The following is a 17,724-nucleotide window of genomic DNA, read 5'->3' on the forward strand; positions in this document are numbered from 1 at the left end:
CTCGGCGATGCGACCATGGGCACCACCATCCTTGATCGGCTGATGCATCGTGCCGTCATGCTCGAGTTCGAAGGCAGGAGCTACCGCCTGAAGGAGGCCGCCGCACGCCTGGCGATCGCGGCCGAGGCGTGACCGATTAATAATGCAATCCTCGTCCTGCCCTGGAGGAATTTGAGTGTCCACGGGTGGGGGAGTTTGAAGTGTCGATCGGGGCGCTACGGCCATGCACTCGCGCTGCCGGTGCCTGTCCCGGTGGTGGTTCAGTTCATCGTCGACCACGCGGCGCGCCGACACGAAGACGGCAATACGGCGGGCGACGGCATTCCCGCTGAAGCCGGCCAGCCTCTCCAGCGCGAAAAAGCCCCGGCTAGGCAGCGACGCAAGCGGGCGACCTGACGATGACGACTGCAGCCAGACTGGCTTCAACACTGTCACCGCGGCGGCCCTGTGCTGCAGCGAGGTGCACGTGCAGCGCGCCACAACGCGCGCCAGTCCGCTGAAGCCGCCAGTCGGGTCTCCGGTGTCGCAAAGACCCTGCACGCAGACGGCGAGCAGTCATGCAGGGCGAGCGCCGACAGCAATGATCATGAACAATTGAATTCAATCAAGTTTTATCACAAGAGCTAGATCGTTGAAATGAACATGGCTTGGTGCAGTACAAATTCGACCTACATGTCAGTTAATTTAAGCTCAAATCGCCGAAATCGCCTGTCTCGTGTAAAATTGCCGGTTCGGCATCCCGCCCTTCAAGTAGATCGAATCATGCGAGATCAGATTAGGCAGGTCGCTACAACGCTGTTCACTCGTCTCGGATACAGGGGAATGAGTTTCAACGACCTCACAGCGGAACTTGGGACGACCAGAACCAACATCCACTATCACTTCGGCCTCAAGAGTCACCTTGCCGAAGAGGTGCTTGATGAGCAAGTCAACTTCGTTTTGTCGACTTATCGCTCATGGTGGCTCAATGGTGAGCTAAGCCTGAAGCAAAAATTGTTAGCGTCGAGTGAGTTCAATGAGCAGCGGTATAAGATCCATAATCCAAACGATGAAGGCCGGATTTGGAGCCTTATTACTCGCTTCCGCTTCGATGAAGACGTAATTACGCCAAAGATGAAGGCGAAGCTTGCTGAATTCTCGCTGGGCGTTGAGTCTGCCGTGAAGGTCGGTGTAAATCACGCAGTGGAATCTGAAGAGCTGTGTGCCACGGCACCCGTCGACGAAATCGTCTGCTTAATCGCCGACGTGATCCATTGCTCTTCATTGATCAGCCACGCGCCTTATGGCATCGGACATCTGATCTTGTCATATAAGGCGCTTTCTGATTTGATCTTTCGTGCTTATGGGAAGCGCGATGTGAAGCAAATTTGACTTCAGCGAAGTCGGTAGCGGTCTAGTGGGATCCGCGGCGGCCGCGCCGCAATCAGGTCGGTAACCAGAGCCGCGGTCGTCGGGGCGCCACTGATGCCCATGTGCCCATGGCCGGTCGCGAAGATCACGTTCCGCATGGATGCATGGCGATCGATGATGGGCAGGCTGTCTGGCGTTGATGGCCTGATCCCCATCCATGTTTTAACGGAACTCTCATCCAGATCGGGAAAGAGGCGGCGAGCGCGGAGAAGCAACTTCTGGGGTTGCCGCTCATCGGGAGTGGCGTCTGCCCCATCGAACTCGGCGATCCCCACAACGCGCAATCCCTCTGCCAGCGGCGTCGCGACAACCGCCGACTCCGCGTCGGTAACCGGCCTTTTCACGCCCTGGGTTCCGGGTAACATGATGTGGTAACCACGCTCGCTCGCCAACGTCATCGACGTTCCAAGTCGCCGCGCGAACTCTTTGGAGGCGTAACCGGCCGCGACGACGACTGCATCGAAGTTGTGATTGCCCGTGCTCGTCCGGAGACTGACGCCTGTTGACTGCGAAACGATCTCCTGGACCTTCGCATTCACCAGCGCAAGGCCCGATGAGCACGCTTTTGCGATCAACCCTTCGACCAGTTGCACCGACGATACGACGTGTCCACTTTCGGGGAAGAAGATCCCGCGTTGATAGGCGGTTGAGAGCGCGGGCTCAAGCTCATGCACCTGGCACGCATCCACGGCTTCGAAAGGCACACCCAGCGTTTCTCGGAGCCCGTTCATCTCGGCTTCCAACGCTCCCGCCTTCGCGTTCCGCCAGACGTGAAGCGCACCGTTCGGCCGAAAGATCCTTCGCCATTCGGCCTCGCCAAGCATCGTGCGGTACAGCGACGCACACGGTGCATTGATTGCATGCAGCGCCTTGTACGTCGAGATCCAGTTGTCGTGCTGGCTGGTGTTGTAGAACTCCAAGAACCAAGGAATGTTCTTAGGAAATTGTCCCCAGGCGATGCGGACGGGCCCTTCGGCATCGAAAAGCCAGCGCAGCCCTTGCTTGATCACGCCGGGGTATGCAATGGGAAACGCCGACCCAACGTTGTATTGCGCGCCGTTGCCGAATGAGCAGCCATGTCCAATGCGCCCTTCCTCGAATACCGTAACGGCTCGTCCCTCTTGCACCAGTGCCAAGGCGCAGCTGGCGCCAACGACCCCTCCACCAATGACAGCTATCTTTTGTGGGTTAGACATCCTGAGACCTTCTTGTCGAACGTGATCTGCGCCCGTCACACGGGGGCCCGCACACGTCACGATCCTGGCGAGTCGTCACGCGCGCGCAAGCACGGTCACCGGCACCGGCACCGGCACCGGCACCGGCACCGGCCGAGGCTCGCCGCATTGCAACGAGTTCACCAACGCACCCTGCTCTTTGAACCTGCTAACGAAGGTCGAGAACCTGGGATTTACGTTCGAAGAGAAAAGCTCACGTGGGGTCCCGGAAGCATTTATCACGCCGTCGGCCATGAAGACGAGCCGATCCGCAAGCTCGCTCGCAAAGCCTATTTCGTGCGTAACGATCACCATCGTCATACCGTCGGCAGCGAGTTGGCGAATTGAGGCAAGCACGTCGCCAACCAGTTCGGGATCGAGCGCCGAGGTGGGCTCGTCGAACAGCATAACGGTTGGCTTCATCGCGAGGGCGCGCGCGATGGCTACGCGCTGTTGCTGGCCGCCAGAAAGCTGCGACGGGTACTTGTGGCCCGCGTCAGGCAAGCCCATTCTTTTGAGCAATTCCAAAGCATGCGCAGTGGCTACCCGTTTCGGGACCTTGGCCACCGTCACAGGTGCCTCGATGATGTTCTCGATGGCCGTGCGGTGCGGGAACAGGTTGAAGTTCTGAAACACCATGCCGGTCTTCATCCGCACCGCAGCGATTTGAGATGGTGTCAGCTTGAGTTCGCCAGAGGCGTTCTTGCGGAACAGCGGTGCGCCACCGATGACGACTTCGCCCTCGTCCGGCTGCAGCAAGAGGTTCATGCATCGAAGCAGCGAAGTCTTTCCAGAGCCGCTAGCGCCGATCAGTGAGACAACTTCTCCGCGATGGACGTCGAGGTCGATGCCTTTCAGGACGTGGTGCGTGCCGAAGGACTTCTGGATGCCGCGGACCGACAGCACCACATCCGGGTTCGTAGTTGTCATGCAGCCTCCTTGCGCTCGAAGCGGCGAGAAATGACGCTAAGTGGGAACAGAATGATGATGAAGAGGACCCCGATCACCGTGTAGACCTCCATTGGTCGATAGGTCGTACTGGAGATATAGCCCGCCTGGTACAGAAGGTCGGGGATCGTGAGCACCGAAAGCAGCGTTGTGTTCTTCAGCTGCATGATGGTCTGACCCATCAGCGGGGGCACCATTCTCCGGAGGGCTTGCGGAAGAATGATGCGACGCATCCGTTGGCCGTAAGTCATGCCAAGGACGATGCCCGCATCGGTCTGCCCTTTGTCAATCGACTGCACACCTGCGCGCAGAATCTCCGCGTAGAAGCCGCTCGCGTACAGGCCAAGGCCCACAACACCTGCGAACTCCTTGTCGATCTGGATCTGCAGAAAGATGGGCAGCGCATAGTAGATCCAGAGCAAGAGCACCAGCAGCGGAATGTTGCGGAACAACTCAACCCAGGCGCGACCGATCCAGCGCGCGCTGCGCCATCTCGTCAGCTGCATCAGTGCGATCACCAGGCCCACGGTCAGCCCGATTGCGCAGGTGTAGACCGTGTACTTCAGCGTGACCAGCAGACCGAACGCGAGAAGGTCCCACTGCGCCAATACGATGGATATATCGAATTTCATGGCTGTCTCCTCTAGCTCGGCAGGAAGCCGTTCGGCAATGGATCGTTCACGTCCAGTATCAAGGTCGAAATTGCGGAAATGTTTGCCATCCCGTGGATCTCGGGCACCACCGCTGGCCTGCCGTCTGCAGTTGTCGTCACGCCAAGAACCTTACCTTGGAACGCCACGCCCAGAATGTTCTCAGCCCGGTAGGGTGCTCCAACCTCGATTTGCGTTCTCTTGTGGAGCTGGGCCAAGCGAGCAGAGGTGCCAGTACCACAGGGCGAGCGATCAAACTTGTTCCCTGCAAGGACCACGAGATGCTGCGAGCCACCCTCGATGGCCTTGTAGAACAACACGCTCCCCACACCATGCTCCTTCGAAGCGGCGTTGAGTGCCGCCTTGATGTCCATAGCGATCCCGCACCACTTGTTCGCGTGCTGAACCTCGAACGGCAAGTCGAACCGTTCAGCGTCGACAAGTGCGTAGGTGATTCCGCTGTACGCGATGTCGCAGCGGACGGTGCCATGCGCGCTGGTTGCAACCTCGACATCCGAGAACGTCACATACGAGGGGACATTACGAAGAACAACGGCGGCCAGTTCTCCTTCCTTAAAGACACCGTTGACGTGAATGACGCCCGCCGGGGTCTCGATCGACATGCCCTTCGCTTCGAAGCTTGCTGGCAGCGCACCTGTTGCCGCGAGACTGGCGATGTATCCGATCGTCGCGTGGCCGCACATATCAAGATACACGTACGACGAGACAAAGAACAGTCCTTGATCGGCAATGCGCGAAGGGATCGGGACCGCCGCCATCATTGCCGCATGCCCGCGCGGCTCGTGCAGCAGGAGGCTGCGGAGCCCATCGTGGTTGTCACGAAAATCATCGCGCTGTGCCAACACGGTCTCCCCGCGCAAAGCCGGGATGCCAGACGTCACCGTGCGCGTTGGATGACCTGCCGTGTGGCTGTCGATGACAGTGAAAAGGCGACTCGCGCGCATGATCAGCAGTACTTTCCAGACTGAGGCACCAGCTTCATGTCGATGCCACGCTCAGCCAACGCCCGGGTGATGCGCGAACATGCGAGACCCAGCGAGTTCTGCTGCGACATCCAGTTCGTCAGGAAATTGGCAAAGCCTTCGTTCCCAGGCTCACGCCGAATACCGATCGTCGATGGGCTGCGCAACAGAGGCGTCGGAACGACCACTTTCGCAAGGTTCTTTGACTGCAGGAGTGCGGCGTCTTGGTCTGCAACGATCAGCGCATCGACACGTCCGGATTGGAGTTCCAGGATTGCCTGATCGCGGGTTGGAACGACGACGATCGTCGCGTTCGGAATCACGGCTTCCGCGATGACCTGCATGGTGCCGCCCTTCTGCACAGCGATGCGAGCCTTCTTGTTGTCCATGTCCTTCCATGTCTTCGGGTGGAAATCAGGGCGAGCCGCAAGCACCCAGAGACCTTCGACGATGGCGCCTGGCAGGTAGTCAACGACGAGACCTCGCTTTGGGTTGGGATTGAGCGCCACCGCGAGATCGATCTTGCCTGCCTGGAAGTCGGCCGCGAGGTTCCCCCAGGTCGTCTCCACATACTCGAGCTTCACACCGAGGAGGGACGCGATGTCGTTGCCCCAGTCCACAAAGAAGCCGCTCCACGCGCCAGTGCGGGGATCCTTCACGTAGCCCGGCTCCTCGCTCAGCATGACCGGGAAGCGCAGCTTTCCCGATGCTCTGATCCGGTCGAGGACAGCATTCGGGTCGCTGCGGGCAGCGGTTGCTGCGGACGGCGTTTGCGCGTTGACGGTACACACTGAAGTCAGAGCGCAAGAGACTGCAAGAACTGCAGCGAGACGGGCAAGCCAGTTTTTCATTGGAAATACCTCTTGAGAAACAATGTCGCTAAGCGCAACGGAATAAGCAGGGAATACAGCAGCTAGCCGACTGTCACTTGATTTCGTCGCTGAGCGGGCGTTGCCCGTCCAGGTACGTCGCCGCGATATAGGCGCCCTGCTGCGGCAGATACGCCAAAAATCTGGTCGTTCCCGGTCCAGCTCCAACGAACGAATGCGGTGTTCTTGCGGGAATCGAAATGGCCGAATTGGCAGGAACCGTCATGCGCTCCTCGCCGAGAGTGAGGTCCAACGCGCCTTCGAGAACGACCAGCACTTCATCTGCCGTCTCATGAAAATGCAAAGGGGCGCCGGCGCCAGGTTGCAAGATCGCCATGGTCGCGCTCACCGTGACGCCCTGCTGCTTGCCGGCGATCGGGAAGTTCTGGTACCCAGGCCTCCATGGCACTTCCTTTGCAGTTGCCAGATCAATGACGTGTTTGCTAATTTCGGACATGATGTTCACCGCGTAGAAAGGAATTGATCGAGAATTTCGTTAAAGGTCGCCGGTCTCTCGAAGTAGATTGAGTGGCCCGTGTTGGGAATGCCCTTCAACAGGGCATTTGGCAGTTGGTTCGCAAGCCATTCGACGGCTGGAGGAGGAGCGACTAGGTCCTCATCGCCGACGATAAGCAACGTCCGCGTGTTGCACTTGGCAACTGCTTCGCGGCCAGCGCCTTTGATCAGCAAGGGGAACGGATCCTTGCCGACGTGGTTGAGTGCTTCGATCGAAGCGAACAGTTGGGTCAACGCAGCGTTCTGCTCGCGGAAACCACGGGACAACACGCGAGCTAGCAAGTCTTTCGGAGGGTTGGCGTGGACTTTGAGAATTTCCTGAAGTTCTGGGTCGACCACGCCAGCGATCGTCGAAGCGAGTAGCAGTGCATGGACTCGATCTGGGTAGGCGATGGCGAAGTCAAGACACGTGCGACCGCCCATTGATTGGCCGACCAAGTACGCGGAAGAGACGCCGACGTGATCGAGGATCGCCGTCAGGTCGTCCACGTACGCCTCTTGGTTGCGCCCGTCCGTGCTGTTGGTCGACAGTCCGTAACTTCGATGGTCGAACGTGATGCAGCGATAGCGCTGGCTGAAGTGCGCCACCTGATGCCACCAGCTAAGATGGTTGCCGCCCTTCCCATGGGCGAACACGATTGTTGCCGGGCCGACTCCGTGGACCTCGTAGTAGAGGTTCGCCCCGTTTGCTTGAATCTGCGCCATGCTCTTCCTTTCTTAGGTACCTACCCTGCACGCGCCGGCAATGTCGCGGAGAGCAGCGATGGCGCTGAAGCACGCCAACTGCGAACTACGCGGGTTGCTTTGCGAAGGCAGGTTCGTCATGTGAATCTCGAACTCAGTGCTGTCGCTCTTCACCTGAACCGTGTGCGAATTGCGCTCGGCGCTGGGATCGGCCCAGACCTCGATCTGCGTTGCTGTCGGCCCCACCCCGGCCAAGCTCACCGCTGCAACGACATTGACGTTCGCGGGGAACGCACGAGCCGCGTCCAAGGCGTTGCCGGAGAAAATCAGCGTTGGACTGGTCAATGCGGCGAGATCGATCTTCTGTTCGACCACGTGCGGCGCGCCAACCAGGCTCCGAGGCGACTTGCGGGTGATCATCCGAACCGAATGCAGTTGCCCTTCCCTGGCCGCCTTCAGGGCGTCGAGGCCTCCCACCGCACCTGAGGGCACGATGATCCTTGCGCCGTTCTTGGCCGCCAGCTCAGTAAGGTCTTGACGCTCGAGGAGAGCGCAGGAACTGAGCGCGACCAACGTCTTCCCTTGGGCTATGACGAGGGGATACAGCGTCGCCGCGACGGAGGCGGGCAATGCCTCGACCACGATATCGGCGACGTCAGGCAGTGATTGGAGCGAACGGACCTCCGCGTTCAACCCGAGGCCTGCAATCTTCTCCGCCGCCTCTCGCTCGTCACGATCTGCCACGGCGACGAGAGCGAGCCCAGGGATCGACGCAATGCTGCCCGCAATCTGAAGCCCAATTGCACCGAGTCCGGCAATGGCGATCGTTTTCATTGTCTTAGTGTGTTGTGTTCGGCCAAAGGACCCATCAGACCTTTTGCGGCAACACCGGTGGAATGAGATTCCACGAGTTTTCAAGCGTCATTTCGCAGCAGTAGCCGTTTAGATCTTCCCGTCGTAGCAACTTCACAGCCGCCTCCGCAACCGCTTCAGCCGTCAGGGATGGGCGCTCGTTTCGGTTCCCTCGCCGTTCGTAAAAGCGCGCAAATTCAGTTTCTGAGAAATTCGAGGAAGAATTGCGAGCTAACTCCGTTTTGACCAGCGTTGGGCAAAGGCAATTGATGTTGATGCCGGCCTCATCCAGCAGGAATGTTAGCGAGCGCGTCAGGCTGACGATCGCCGCCTTAGTCATCGCGTAAGCCGGATCGAGGAAACTCGCCTTGAGGCCGGCGGTAGATCCCATGTTCAGAATGCGCGATCCACAACGGTTCTTCAGATACGGCACCGCTGCGTGGATGCAATTCATCGTGCCGACGATGTTGACTTCGATGGCACGCCGCCATGCCTGAGGATCAGACTCTGGGAATCTATTGCCGCCGAGGACACCGGCGTTGTTGAACAAGATGTCCATGCCGCCGAAATGGTGCGTTGCAGCGGCCATGAGGGCACTGACGCTCGCCAAATCCGTGACATCGGTGGGGACGAAAGCCGCATTCGCCTTGAAATCATTGAGCAGCGCTTTAGTACGTTCATTGTGAGCACCGCCCAAGTCGGCAATCACGACGTTCGAGCCAGTGTGGAGCAATAGCGATGCCGTAGCCAGTCCAATACCACCGGCGCCTCCGGTAATAACAGCAACCTTTCCTTCAAATTCGTTCATGTCTATTCAACCGTGATCTTTGCGGACTCGACGACTTTGCGCCATTTGACGGATTCAGCTGCAATAAATGCATCTGCTGCTTCGGGCGACATATTCGTCACCGGTTCAAAACCAGAAGCCGCAAGATCAGCGCTCACCGCAGGTTGGCCGATAATCTTTGCAACCGAGCCTCGCAACTTGGTCAGGACCGATTCCGGAACATCGATCGGTGCGGTGACAAAGTTGTACGTTTCAGCCATCAAGTCTTTGAAACCTTGCTCGGCCGCGGTCTGAACTTCAGGCGAAAGCTGGCTGCGCTTCGCCGATGTGACCGCAAGCACCCGCAATTGGCCAGCCTGGTGAAACTTGTACGTCGAACTGAACGTTGCGGAGAGAACCGGCACTTGGCCAGCGACCACAGCCTGGATGGCTGGCGCGGAACCGGGGTATGGGATGTCGACGAGCTTCAGGTCTCCGGCAACCTTCTTGAATAGTTCGCCGGTGAGGTGATCGATGCCACCCGTTCCGCTGTGCGCGAAGCTGTACTTGTCCGGCGATGCCTTGATGAGCTGCACCAGCTCGGCCAGATTGCGGGCCGGAACAGATGGATGAACGGCGATCGCGCCACCGGCCACCGTTAACATGGCCACGGTCTTGAAGCTTCTTGTGGGCGAGTAGGGCACCTTCATGATCAACGGCGCCATGACCATGCCGCTCCCGCCTGTGACCGCGAGTGTGTATCCGTCCGGCTTCGCGATGGCGAGTTGCCGGAGCGACATCGTCGACGCCGCTCCTGGCATGTTCTTCACGACAACCGGAACGTGCAGGTCCGCCTCGAGGAGTTTCCCGACCTTACGCGCCAAGATGTCGCTCTGTCCGCCAGGCGCAAAGCCGACCAGCAGCGTGATCGGTTTGGAGGGGTAGGCCTCCTCGGCATGGCTCCATGACGCGAGCGGTGCGACCGCTCCAACGGCCAAGAGGCTGCGGCGTGTAATTCCCGAAGGGTTCATGTTTGCGAACTGAAATGGAAAACTTAACAGTGGGCCAGCGCTGCCAGCCGTTTTTCGATTTCGAGTGCATCGTCCGGCGAAATCGTCTTGCACGGAGTACGGACCTTGAGGTTAGCGAAGTCGCCGCGCATCTTCGCGGCCACCTTGAGTTTAGGAATCTGCTCATTCAGCGATGCAGCGTTGACCGCAGCCATCAACTCGCCTAATACAAGCGCTCGCGAGGATTTCACCTCCCCGTTCTTAAATTCCGCCAACACTTCGGCCTGTTCCTTCGCGAAAATCGAGCCAGCGCTTGAAAAAATCCCGGCTGCCCCGGCTTGCAGAGATTTCATGAGCCAACGAGTGTGCGAAGTCAGAACAGGAATCCCGCGTCGCTCCTGGAATTCGGCAATGATTGCTCGGTGCATGGCTTCGTCGGAGCAGAAATCTTTGATGGCGCAGAAATTGGGGACATGACTAGCCAAAAACCTGATCGTCTCGATCGAGTACGCGCGGCTGCTGCTTACTGGATACTGAAAATGGACCAGCGGCAGCCTGGTCGTCGCGGCGAGCACATCCCACAGAGCCACCGCCCTACCCATGAAGCTCGCGGCGTCTTCGCCCGTTCTCGCAGGCGGGTACACGACGAGCGCATCGACGCCCATCAGCTCCCACTTTCGCGCCAGATCGCGAACGCTTTCTTGCGTTGTTAGCTGAATGCCGGAATAGACCGCGCACCCCGGCGGCACGCAGCCCCTAGCGATCTCCAGGATCTGCTCCTGCTCGGCGGCCGTGCACGCAGAGACTTCTGATGTATTGCCGTTCACCAGAAGGCCCGTGACGCCTGGTGTCCTGGAAAGTCCGGCGAGGTGCCGCGTCAGACTCTCCGCGTCCAACGACAGATCTTCCCGAAACGGGTTCAGTGCAGCGGGGATCACCCCATAAAGAGCTAGTTTCATCGTCCTGACTTACATGTCAGTCAGTATCATAGCCCCTGGTTCGCACGACTCTCCCCTGGCGTTTACGCTATTGACGGCTGTGGATCGGCGGGCTATTAGTCCCGCCGAATGGGGCCGGCACGCATGGACGGTGCAGCCGCGAGGAGTGGCCCCTAGTCACCGCGACGCTCCCTCCGCCTGACGACCCGCGATCCGCCTACGGTGCACCTAGACCTCCGCGGAGTCTCCAAGGTGTACAAGCTGGGCTGGACCAAATGGGCGCTCACACCAAAAAGCCCGAGCGAGCCCCCAATCACCCACCCCCAACTTGCGACACGTAATTCCACGGCCACGGCCATCGAGCCGTGACGACGTAGGCGGCTCCGGCGTCTACAGGCTGGCCCTGCCGAGCAGGACATTGCTTTTGCTCCTCAGCCACGAGGGGGTGACGGCGTGAATGTCTTGAGGCCGCACTTGCAGATGACCATTTGGACCTGCCTACATCTCTTCGCCGGAAGCAAGCTTGCGTGCGAAACGCATCACCGAGCTGTAGTAGGCGATAAACGACAGGTCGCCTAGAGACGGATATGGCATTGCGCCGCAGCCGCATTGTGCTTCGATGAAGGCGCTTGTGCGGGATCCCAATGGCAAGGGTTCGGTGGAGAAGGTGATCGGTCATCCCGAGGCGCAGCACGTTCGAAGGGTTGCTGTCCCGGCAGAATCTAGCTCCTGAACATGCACAAGCCAAAGCCATCCCTCACCGTCGGGCACTTCGGAAGTGTGCCCTGGATTCCAAGCTACACCGGATCCGATGTTTGGCCGGTCTCTCTCCTTCAATGCGAGTCGAGCGGCGTGCGCGAGCTTGCCCTTCAAGGGCACGTCGACATCACGCCCATGGCGGTGGCCGACTGGTTCGATATCGGCGATTCGTGGCGCCGCTTGGACAATTGGGGCATCTCCTTTCGAGATAAAGCCGACAGTGTGTGTCTGTTCTCTCCACGGCCAATCGAAGATCTGCATCTGGCCGAGTTTGCCATCTGCGAGCAAACGACTTCCTCGGTTCGAATCCTTGAGGCCCTTTTAAAGGGAAAGTATGGTCTCGGGATCGGTCCCTGGCGACGCAACGTCAACGTGCACGAAGCGACGACACCACGCCTGCTCATTCAAAATGAAGCGGTCGAAGAGCGCGCTCGGAAGCGCTTCAGCTTCGTGTACGACCTCGGAAGGGAATGGCACGAATGGCAGGGCACCCCGGTCGTGACGGCAGTGTGGGTATATCACGCCTCCACGGCTCCGAGCGACGTGGAGGTGATGCGGCGCTTGCTCGCGGACGCCATGGCGCGCTACCGAGCCGACCCGTTGGCAGCCGTCGCGTCCCATCGCGCCCGCTTCGGGTGGACATCAAGCATCGACGAAATCGTGGCGCTGCACCGGAACTTCGAGTACGAACTGCAGGAAGAGGCATCCCGTGGGCTCGAACGCATGCGCGCGATACTTCCTGCGCGAGTGGAAGGCTTCGACATCGCGCATCGTCAAAGCCTTTCATTGCCTGAAATTGAGGATTGGCAACAGAAGTGAGTTGAGTTGGCCTTCAGGCGCCCGACGAGGAGGTGAAGGCGCGCGCGGTCGACAAGAATCAGAAAATCGAGGCCACGCTCAAGGGCCTGGGCGTGCAGTGGCTGCGCACCGTCACCACCCACGACGTGGAGCGCATGCGGCGCACGCTGACGAAGGCAGTCACGAGCGACTTCGACGGCCTCAAGGTGGTGATCGCCAAGGGCGAATGCCAGCTCGAGCGGCAGCGCCGCATCAAGCCCTGGATTGCAAGCCTGCTCCAGCGCGGCGAGCGAGTGGTGCGCGTGAAGTACGGCGTGGACGAGGACGTGTGCAACGGCGACCACGCCTGCATCCGGCTCTCGGGCTGCCCCACGCTCACGCTCAAGGACAACCCCGATCCGCTCAAGGTCGATCCGGTCGCGACCGTGTGATCGACGGCTGCGTGGGCTGCGGCCTGGTGCGCGCGCTGCGGCCCGTGTGAACGGACCAACCGAACATGAACGAAAACGCACAACCCATCACCCTGCTCGTCTGCGCTCTTGGCGGCGAAAGCGGCGGCGTCCTGACCGAATGGCTGGTGGAACGTCGATCCCCGGCGTAGCGCAGCGAACCGGTGCCACCACCTACTACATCGAGGTGTTCCCGGTGCCGCTCGCGCAGCTCGGCGGCCGGCGCCCGGTCTTCAGCCTGAGCCCGGTGCCCGGCGCGCTCGACGCGATCGTCTCCTCGGAGCTGCTCGAGACCGCGCGCCAGATCGGCAACGGCATGAGCGCGCCGCTGCGCACGCTGGTCATCAGCTCCTCGGCGCGCGCCCTCACTACCGCCGAGCACACGCAGCCCGGTGACTGCCGCGCAAATGCCGAGCGCCTGCTCGATGTGGTGCGCGCCTTCAGCCGCGAGCACCACGTGTTCGACCCTGGCCGGCCGTGCCGTGTTCGATCCCGCGCGGCTCGCGTTCACCGCCGAAGACGCCGCCCGCGCGCTGCTGCGCCAGGGCGAATCCGTCAACACGCGCATGTCCTATCAAGCGGCGATGCGCTACTGGTGCGCCTGGTATGCCGCGCGCTGCGGCCAGGCGCTCGCGCTGCCGGTGCTTGTCCCGGTGGTGGTCCAGTTCATCGTCGACCACGCGGCGCGCCGGCACGAAGACGGCGACGTGGATGGTGACGCGGATAGCGATGGCATTCCTGATCAAGCCGGCCAGCCTCTGCACCGCGAACAAACCCCGGCCAGGCAGCGTCGCAAGGCGGGTGACCTGGTGAGCGAACTAACGCCGGACGTCGACCAGGCGCTGGTCCAAAACGGCTATAAGGCGCGTCTCGGTCCACCGGCCTTGAACACCCTGGTGACCCCGCATCGCGGTGCTGTCCAAGGCGCACCAGATGGCTGACGCCGGGACCACCGGATCGACAGGGGGTTCGTCGCCCTCGTCCGCACCCGGCAGGCCAGGCGGTCCGACGGATCAGGCGGCCCCGGCCACGCCACGCCGGGCCACAAGCTCGTGAACCCCTGCGCGGATCCTTGGGTGCGCGAGCTCCTGGCCCGTACGCGGCGCGCCTACGCCCAGCGCGGCGCAGTCCCCAAGCGGCAACGCGCACTCACCAAGGATCCGTTGCAGCTGCTCCTGGCGACCTGCGACGAATCGCTACGCGGAAGACGCGACCGCGCCCTCCTCCTGTTTGCCTGGGCCACAGGCGGGCGCCGCCGCTCCGAGGTGGCCGCCGCCACCCTGGAAAACCCGCAGCAGGTGAATCCCGACTCCTTCGTCTACACGCTCACCCACTCCAAGAACAACCAGCGCGGGGACCTGCGGCCCGAGGATGTGAAGCCGCTGGTGGGCAGCGCTGCAGTGGCCATGCGTAGCAAAAAACAACTGTGTCACTTTTGCGCAGGCAAATGTGTCACTCGACCTTTTGGCTCAAGCCGACAGGCACAAGAGGCGCGTCCAGCCTGGGTTTGCGCGATTTGCAAAGCGAATGTGTCACTCGCTCCGAACCGCCAGTCTTGCGAAGACAATGTGTCACCGCCTGCCTCCCCGCAGGTGCGCCCACGGCCCTACCCTATGGCCGCCCGCGTCACCGCGATACGGCGCTCGCGTGACAATGCCTTGCACCACAACAGCGGTGGCAAGTTCGAGCCGTAGGTCCGACGGCAGTGGCGGCAGCGAAACGGCGCCTCCAGCAGCTGTGCGTCCAGCCGGTACGCCGACGCCTCGCCACAATGGCGGCAAGTCGCAAGCAGGGGCAACCCATGGATCGGACACTGCTCATAGCGCTCGCGCTGGTGCACCACGCCGTGATAGCCGAGCGACATGCAGCTCGGGCAGTAGCGCAAGAATCGGGAAGCATCCAGCGCCGCCGTATCCATCCCCTCGCGCACGCTGCGCTGTGTCACGCCCAGCAGCCGTGCCACGATCGGTACCTCGATGTCTGCAGGGCGCAGCCCGAGGTATGGGTCCACCGGGTCGGACCGCAGCTGCTTGATCAGCATGTGCCCCGCCAGCCGGTTCGCGCGTGCGAATTTCCACAGCATACCGACCACCGACTCGTAGGGCTGCAACCAGCGCCGGTGAATTACGTAGCCGAAGCGCGGATTCAGCGCGTGCTGGTCCAGGATCAGAATCGGCAGCGACATTGCGCGACCCCCAGCCGTATTTCAGGTTCTCAGGCGGCGCTCATCATCAGCTCGGCGCTGATTGCCTGGCGAGATTAAATGTAGCCGCAGCTACGCACCGCCATCTCCCACAGTGCAGCGTCCGGCCGGTATCCGACGCCGTCGCGCAGCTCGCTGTCCTTGAGCACGATCTCCACCGCGCGCGTGAACGACTCCATCGGAATCTCCAGCGCGCCCGGCAGGCCGTGCCTGTGGTGAAGACGCTCGAAGGCCAACCACAGCAATCCGGCGTCGTGGGCCAGCCGATAGCCCCCCTCAACGGCCTCGGCACGTAGAAGCGAGTGAAGCTCCATTCGCTCGCCCGCGGGAAGCGCGTCTGATCGTAGCCGTCCAGGCAGGTCGCCACATCGCGCACATTGCGGATGCCGAAGAACGCCAGCTCCTCCACCATCAGACGCGCCACGATTTGCGTCTTCCTCGCGTGCTGCATGGCCATCTTGACCGCCAGCAGTTCCTGCTGACCCACCAGAAAGGTGAAGAGTCGAATCTGCAGCCGGTCCAGATGGTCGTGCACGTCGCGCAGCCACTCGTATTCGTTCTCGTCGAAGCGCTGCGCCTCTCATCCGCACGCTGAACCCAGAAGTCGATCAGGCGAGAGGCCAGGCCCGGCCCCGCACGCGCCGGCCGTTCGCAGAACGCGAGGACCGATGGATCCGCCTCAAGGCGAATCCATTGCGCGAAGCTCGAGTGCGAGAACAGGCGCACCCGCCTTTGCAGCTTCACGCTGAAGCCCTCGATCAGCCGCCCGCCGCGTGGGCGCACCGTCTCGAGCGGTGCAGCGAACCGTGCGGAGGAATCCTTCATGGATCAACACGTTACGCACTGCCCGACGCGTTCGCATCCACAGAGTGGCGGATTTGCTTTGTGCAAAGGCGCAGTGACACATTTCCTTCGACAACTTCGCGGGCAAATGTGTCACCGGCCCGCCTCGAAGGGATGACTTCGCAAGGGCGGCGATCGTCGATGGCCCCCCGGTTCGGTGGCTTCTTCGATCGGCAACAGTACCGGTGATTCCTCTTGGCAGCGTATTCCAAGTGTGGCTCGCCTCGTTCACCGTGTATAAGCAACTTGTTGATTTAGTTGGGTTTTTCAGAAAGCGGCGTTTTCAGATGTGATAAGACGGACGCAACGCCCGACAGCCTCTCAGGCCCGCACGTCGGGGCTCCATCAACAAATCAGCAGGTTGCGCTAGCGTTCAAAAGGCGAAGATGGTAGCGGTGACACTTTTGCTTTTTTCTACGGCGCTGGACGCGGCCGCGCTCGCGCAGCTCGGCAAGCAGCTCAAGTCGACCTGCGGCTCGGGCGGCACCACCAAGGACGGCGTGATCGAAATCCAGGGCGACCACCGCGACACGGTGATCGCCGCGCTGCGGAAGCGGGGCATGACGGTCAAGCGCGCGGGCGGTTAGCATCGATGGCGCCCGAAGACCTCGACAAGCTGGTCTCGATGCCCATGCCATTCGGCAAGCATAAGGGCACGGCGATTGCCGACCTGCCCGGCAACTACCTCGCCTGGTTTGCGCGCGAAGGCTTCCCCAGGGGCGAGATCGGCCGGCTGCTGCAGCTCATGCACGAGATCGACCATAACGGGCTGAAGGGGCTGCTGGTGCCGCTGCGGCGGCGGTAGCGCGCCGTACCAAAAACCAACCCCCATCGGTCGTGGCGCTCGCGCGGTACGTGTGCCCCCACTTTGACCCGCTCTCAACGGGCTTGTTCGAAGGCTGTCAGGTGCTTACGTCGCCCCCATCGTCATCCTGATAGTCATGCCCGGGCCTCAGGCCGCGATCCCTCTCTCGCCGCTTCTGCGCCTTGTCGTCCTGGTCCAGAAGCCAATCTGCAGCCGAGGGTTGCCGTGAGACCTCTTCGTCGGCCAGGTCCTGGATGATCTTTACGAGATCGCTGCGGCGGGACATGCGCAGTGTTTAACAGACTAAAAAAGCAGGACTCAAAGGCGCGAATCGTTCTCAGTATTGAGAGGCTGCCTACGGCCCCAGCACGCCGCGGTAGGTTTGCGCCCGGGCGCAACGCCGGGAGATTGCTCGCATCAACTCGCGCGGGACTTTCTCGTTGAGCGGGGAAGCTACACGGCCTACGCCTTAGGCAGGGTGATCGTGAACCGGATCACACGGGCCGCCGCACGGCCCTCCACTTCGCCGCCATGGGCCCTGGCGATCTGCCGCACGATGAAGAGGCCCAGCCCCAGATGCGCATGACGCAGTCCTGCCGGTTGCGCGTCCTTTCGATGAAGCGGTTCGAACCACCGCTCTATCTCGCCCGGCGAGACCTCCTTAAGTCCGACGTTCTCAACGGACAGCAGCACGGCCGATTCCTGGCCCTCCAAGGTCACCATCACCGGATCGGCTGGAGACCCGTGCTTGATGGCGTTCGTCACCAGGTTGCTCAGTGCTTGGCGTACCCGGGATGCGTCAAACGCACCGCGGGCGTCGCCCTGAGCCTTGAAATCGATCGTAGTATCTGGAAACGCCGTGCGCAGCAGTTCAACCTCTGCCGCGCACGCCTCATGCAAATCGGATGACTCCCGGCGCAGGGCCATTGGTTGGCCCAGGCTGGCCCGGTTATTGATCCGGCAATCATCATCTTGAAAATTCGGAATGCGCCATCATCTGGGTGTGATGCAAGCAACCGACATGAGA

The 17,724-nt window shown here is 61.0% G+C and carries 20 protein-coding genes and 3 pseudogenes; 8 read left to right on the forward strand and 15 right to left on the reverse strand.

Features of this window, described 5'->3' with window-relative positions:
* On the forward strand, window positions 1–132 hold a 132-nt coding region (locus tag AC3A6Y_RS34455; RefSeq protein ID WP_487872719.1), incomplete at its 5' end, for an ATP-binding protein.
* A gap of 630 nt (window positions 133–762) precedes the next feature.
* Window positions 763–1,371: a TetR/AcrR family transcriptional regulator gene (locus AC3A6Y_RS34460; protein WP_487872702.1), complete on the forward strand. Its 609-nt coding sequence runs from the start codon at window positions 763–765 to the stop codon at window positions 1,369–1,371.
* Between the two features lie 2 nt (window positions 1,372–1,373).
* Here the strand turns inward: AC3A6Y_RS34460 and AC3A6Y_RS34465 are convergent, their stop codons facing one another.
* The 11 genes from AC3A6Y_RS34465 to AC3A6Y_RS34515 all read right to left on the reverse strand — a co-directional run bounded on the left by AC3A6Y_RS34465 (window position 1,374) and on the right by AC3A6Y_RS34515 (window position 10,861).
* Window positions 1,374–2,606, reverse strand: a complete 1,233-nt coding sequence (locus AC3A6Y_RS34465) for an NAD(P)/FAD-dependent oxidoreductase (protein ID WP_487872703.1) — start codon at window positions 2,604–2,606, stop codon at window positions 1,374–1,376.
* A gap of 75 nt (window positions 2,607–2,681) precedes the next feature.
* Entirely contained in the window at window positions 2,682–3,554 is an 873-nt protein-coding gene (locus AC3A6Y_RS34470; RefSeq protein ID WP_487872704.1) for an amino acid ABC transporter ATP-binding protein, read from the reverse strand.
* A complete protein-coding gene (locus AC3A6Y_RS34475) occupies window positions 3,551–4,204 on the reverse strand; it encodes an amino acid ABC transporter permease (RefSeq protein ID WP_487872705.1) in 654 nt (217 codons plus the stop codon). The genes AC3A6Y_RS34470 and AC3A6Y_RS34475 overlap by 4 nt, the downstream gene beginning before the upstream one ends.
* A gap of 11 nt (window positions 4,205–4,215) precedes the next feature.
* Complete coding sequence (locus AC3A6Y_RS34480) at window positions 4,216–5,187, reverse strand: proline racemase family protein (protein ID WP_487872706.1); 972 nt, start codon at window positions 5,185–5,187, stop codon at window positions 4,216–4,218.
* 2 nt (window positions 5,188–5,189) lie between these two features.
* Window positions 5,190–6,056 (reverse strand): transporter substrate-binding domain-containing protein, encoded by an 867-nt coding sequence (locus AC3A6Y_RS34485; RefSeq protein ID WP_487872707.1) that lies wholly within the window; start codon window positions 6,054–6,056, stop codon window positions 5,190–5,192.
* A gap of 73 nt (window positions 6,057–6,129) precedes the next feature.
* On the reverse strand, window positions 6,130–6,531 hold the full coding sequence (locus AC3A6Y_RS34490; RefSeq protein ID WP_487872720.1) for a cupin domain-containing protein: 402 nt from the start codon (window positions 6,529–6,531) through the stop codon (window positions 6,130–6,132).
* Between the two features lie 5 nt (window positions 6,532–6,536).
* On the reverse strand, window positions 6,537–7,295 hold the full coding sequence (locus AC3A6Y_RS34495) for an alpha/beta fold hydrolase (RefSeq protein WP_487872708.1): 759 nt from the start codon (window positions 7,293–7,295) through the stop codon (window positions 6,537–6,539).
* 12 nt (window positions 7,296–7,307) lie between these two features.
* On the reverse strand, window positions 7,308–8,108 hold the full coding sequence (locus AC3A6Y_RS34500) for an aspartate dehydrogenase (protein WP_487872709.1): 801 nt from the start codon (window positions 8,106–8,108) through the stop codon (window positions 7,308–7,310).
* Window positions 8,109–8,142: 34 nt separating this feature from the next.
* The gene (locus AC3A6Y_RS34505) at window positions 8,143–8,934 is read right to left on the reverse strand and encodes an SDR family NAD(P)-dependent oxidoreductase (RefSeq protein WP_487872710.1); all 792 of its coding nucleotides are present in this window, start codon (window positions 8,932–8,934) and stop codon (window positions 8,143–8,145) included.
* A gap of 2 nt (window positions 8,935–8,936) precedes the next feature.
* The gene (locus tag AC3A6Y_RS34510) at window positions 8,937–9,923 is read right to left on the reverse strand and encodes a Bug family tripartite tricarboxylate transporter substrate binding protein (protein WP_487872711.1); all 987 of its coding nucleotides are present in this window, start codon (window positions 9,921–9,923) and stop codon (window positions 8,937–8,939) included.
* A 23-nt stretch (window positions 9,924–9,946) separates the two neighbouring features.
* Window positions 9,947–10,861 carry a dihydrodipicolinate synthase family protein gene (locus tag AC3A6Y_RS34515; protein ID WP_487872712.1) on the reverse strand — a complete coding sequence of 305 codons (915 nt, stop codon included), beginning with the start codon at window positions 10,859–10,861 and terminating at the stop codon, window positions 9,947–9,949.
* A gap of 714 nt (window positions 10,862–11,575) precedes the next feature.
* Between AC3A6Y_RS34515 and AC3A6Y_RS34520 the strand changes: the two genes are divergently transcribed.
* The 4 genes and pseudogenes from AC3A6Y_RS34520 to AC3A6Y_RS34535 all read left to right on the forward strand — a co-directional run bounded on the left by AC3A6Y_RS34520 (window position 11,576) and on the right by AC3A6Y_RS34535 (window position 13,787).
* Window positions 11,576–12,418 carry an MqnA/MqnD/SBP family protein gene (locus AC3A6Y_RS34520; protein WP_487872713.1) on the forward strand — a complete coding sequence of 281 codons (843 nt, stop codon included), beginning with the start codon at window positions 11,576–11,578 and terminating at the stop codon, window positions 12,416–12,418.
* A gap of 11 nt (window positions 12,419–12,429) precedes the next feature.
* Window positions 12,430–12,863 (forward strand): annotated as a pseudogene (locus AC3A6Y_RS34525) (ferredoxin family protein); the annotation flags it as partial.
* A gap of 30 nt (window positions 12,864–12,893) precedes the next feature.
* A pseudogene (locus tag AC3A6Y_RS34530) lies at window positions 12,894–13,312 on the forward strand (indolepyruvate oxidoreductase subunit beta family protein); the annotation flags it as partial.
* Between the two features lie 16 nt (window positions 13,313–13,328).
* Entirely contained in the window at window positions 13,329–13,787 is a 459-nt protein-coding gene (locus AC3A6Y_RS34535) for a hypothetical protein (protein WP_487872721.1), read from the forward strand.
* 665 nt (window positions 13,788–14,452) lie between these two features.
* Here AC3A6Y_RS34535 and AC3A6Y_RS34540 read toward each other — a convergent pair.
* Together AC3A6Y_RS34540 and AC3A6Y_RS34545 are read right to left on the reverse strand one after the other, a co-directional pair.
* A complete protein-coding gene (locus AC3A6Y_RS34540) occupies window positions 14,453–15,031 on the reverse strand; it encodes a hypothetical protein (protein WP_487872714.1) in 579 nt (192 codons plus the stop codon).
* 74 nt (window positions 15,032–15,105) lie between these two features.
* A pseudogene (locus AC3A6Y_RS34545) lies at window positions 15,106–15,629 on the reverse strand (ATP-binding protein); the annotation flags it as partial.
* A gap of 658 nt (window positions 15,630–16,287) precedes the next feature.
* Between AC3A6Y_RS34545 and AC3A6Y_RS34550 the strand changes: the two are divergent.
* Window positions 16,288–16,479: a hypothetical protein gene (locus AC3A6Y_RS34550; protein ID WP_487872715.1), complete on the forward strand. Its 192-nt coding sequence runs from the start codon at window positions 16,288–16,290 to the stop codon at window positions 16,477–16,479.
* A 5-nt stretch (window positions 16,480–16,484) separates the two neighbouring features.
* Window positions 16,485–16,697 carry a DUF3820 family protein gene (locus tag AC3A6Y_RS34555; RefSeq protein WP_487872716.1) on the forward strand — a complete coding sequence of 71 codons (213 nt, stop codon included), beginning with the start codon at window positions 16,485–16,487 and terminating at the stop codon, window positions 16,695–16,697.
* A 97-nt stretch (window positions 16,698–16,794) separates the two neighbouring features.
* Here AC3A6Y_RS34555 and AC3A6Y_RS34560 read toward each other — a convergent pair whose 3' ends face one another.
* Both AC3A6Y_RS34560 and AC3A6Y_RS34565 read right to left on the reverse strand, forming a co-directional pair.
* Window positions 16,795–16,983: a hypothetical protein gene (locus AC3A6Y_RS34560; RefSeq protein ID WP_487872717.1), complete on the reverse strand. Its 189-nt coding sequence runs from the start codon at window positions 16,981–16,983 to the stop codon at window positions 16,795–16,797.
* Window positions 16,984–17,159: 176 nt separating this feature from the next.
* A complete protein-coding gene (locus tag AC3A6Y_RS34565; protein ID WP_487872718.1) occupies window positions 17,160–17,624 on the reverse strand; it encodes a sensor histidine kinase in 465 nt (154 codons plus the stop codon).
* Window positions 17,625–17,724 lie beyond the last annotated feature (100 nt).

It is taken from the genome of Variovorax sp. Soil_C_17, assembly GCF_057657265.1.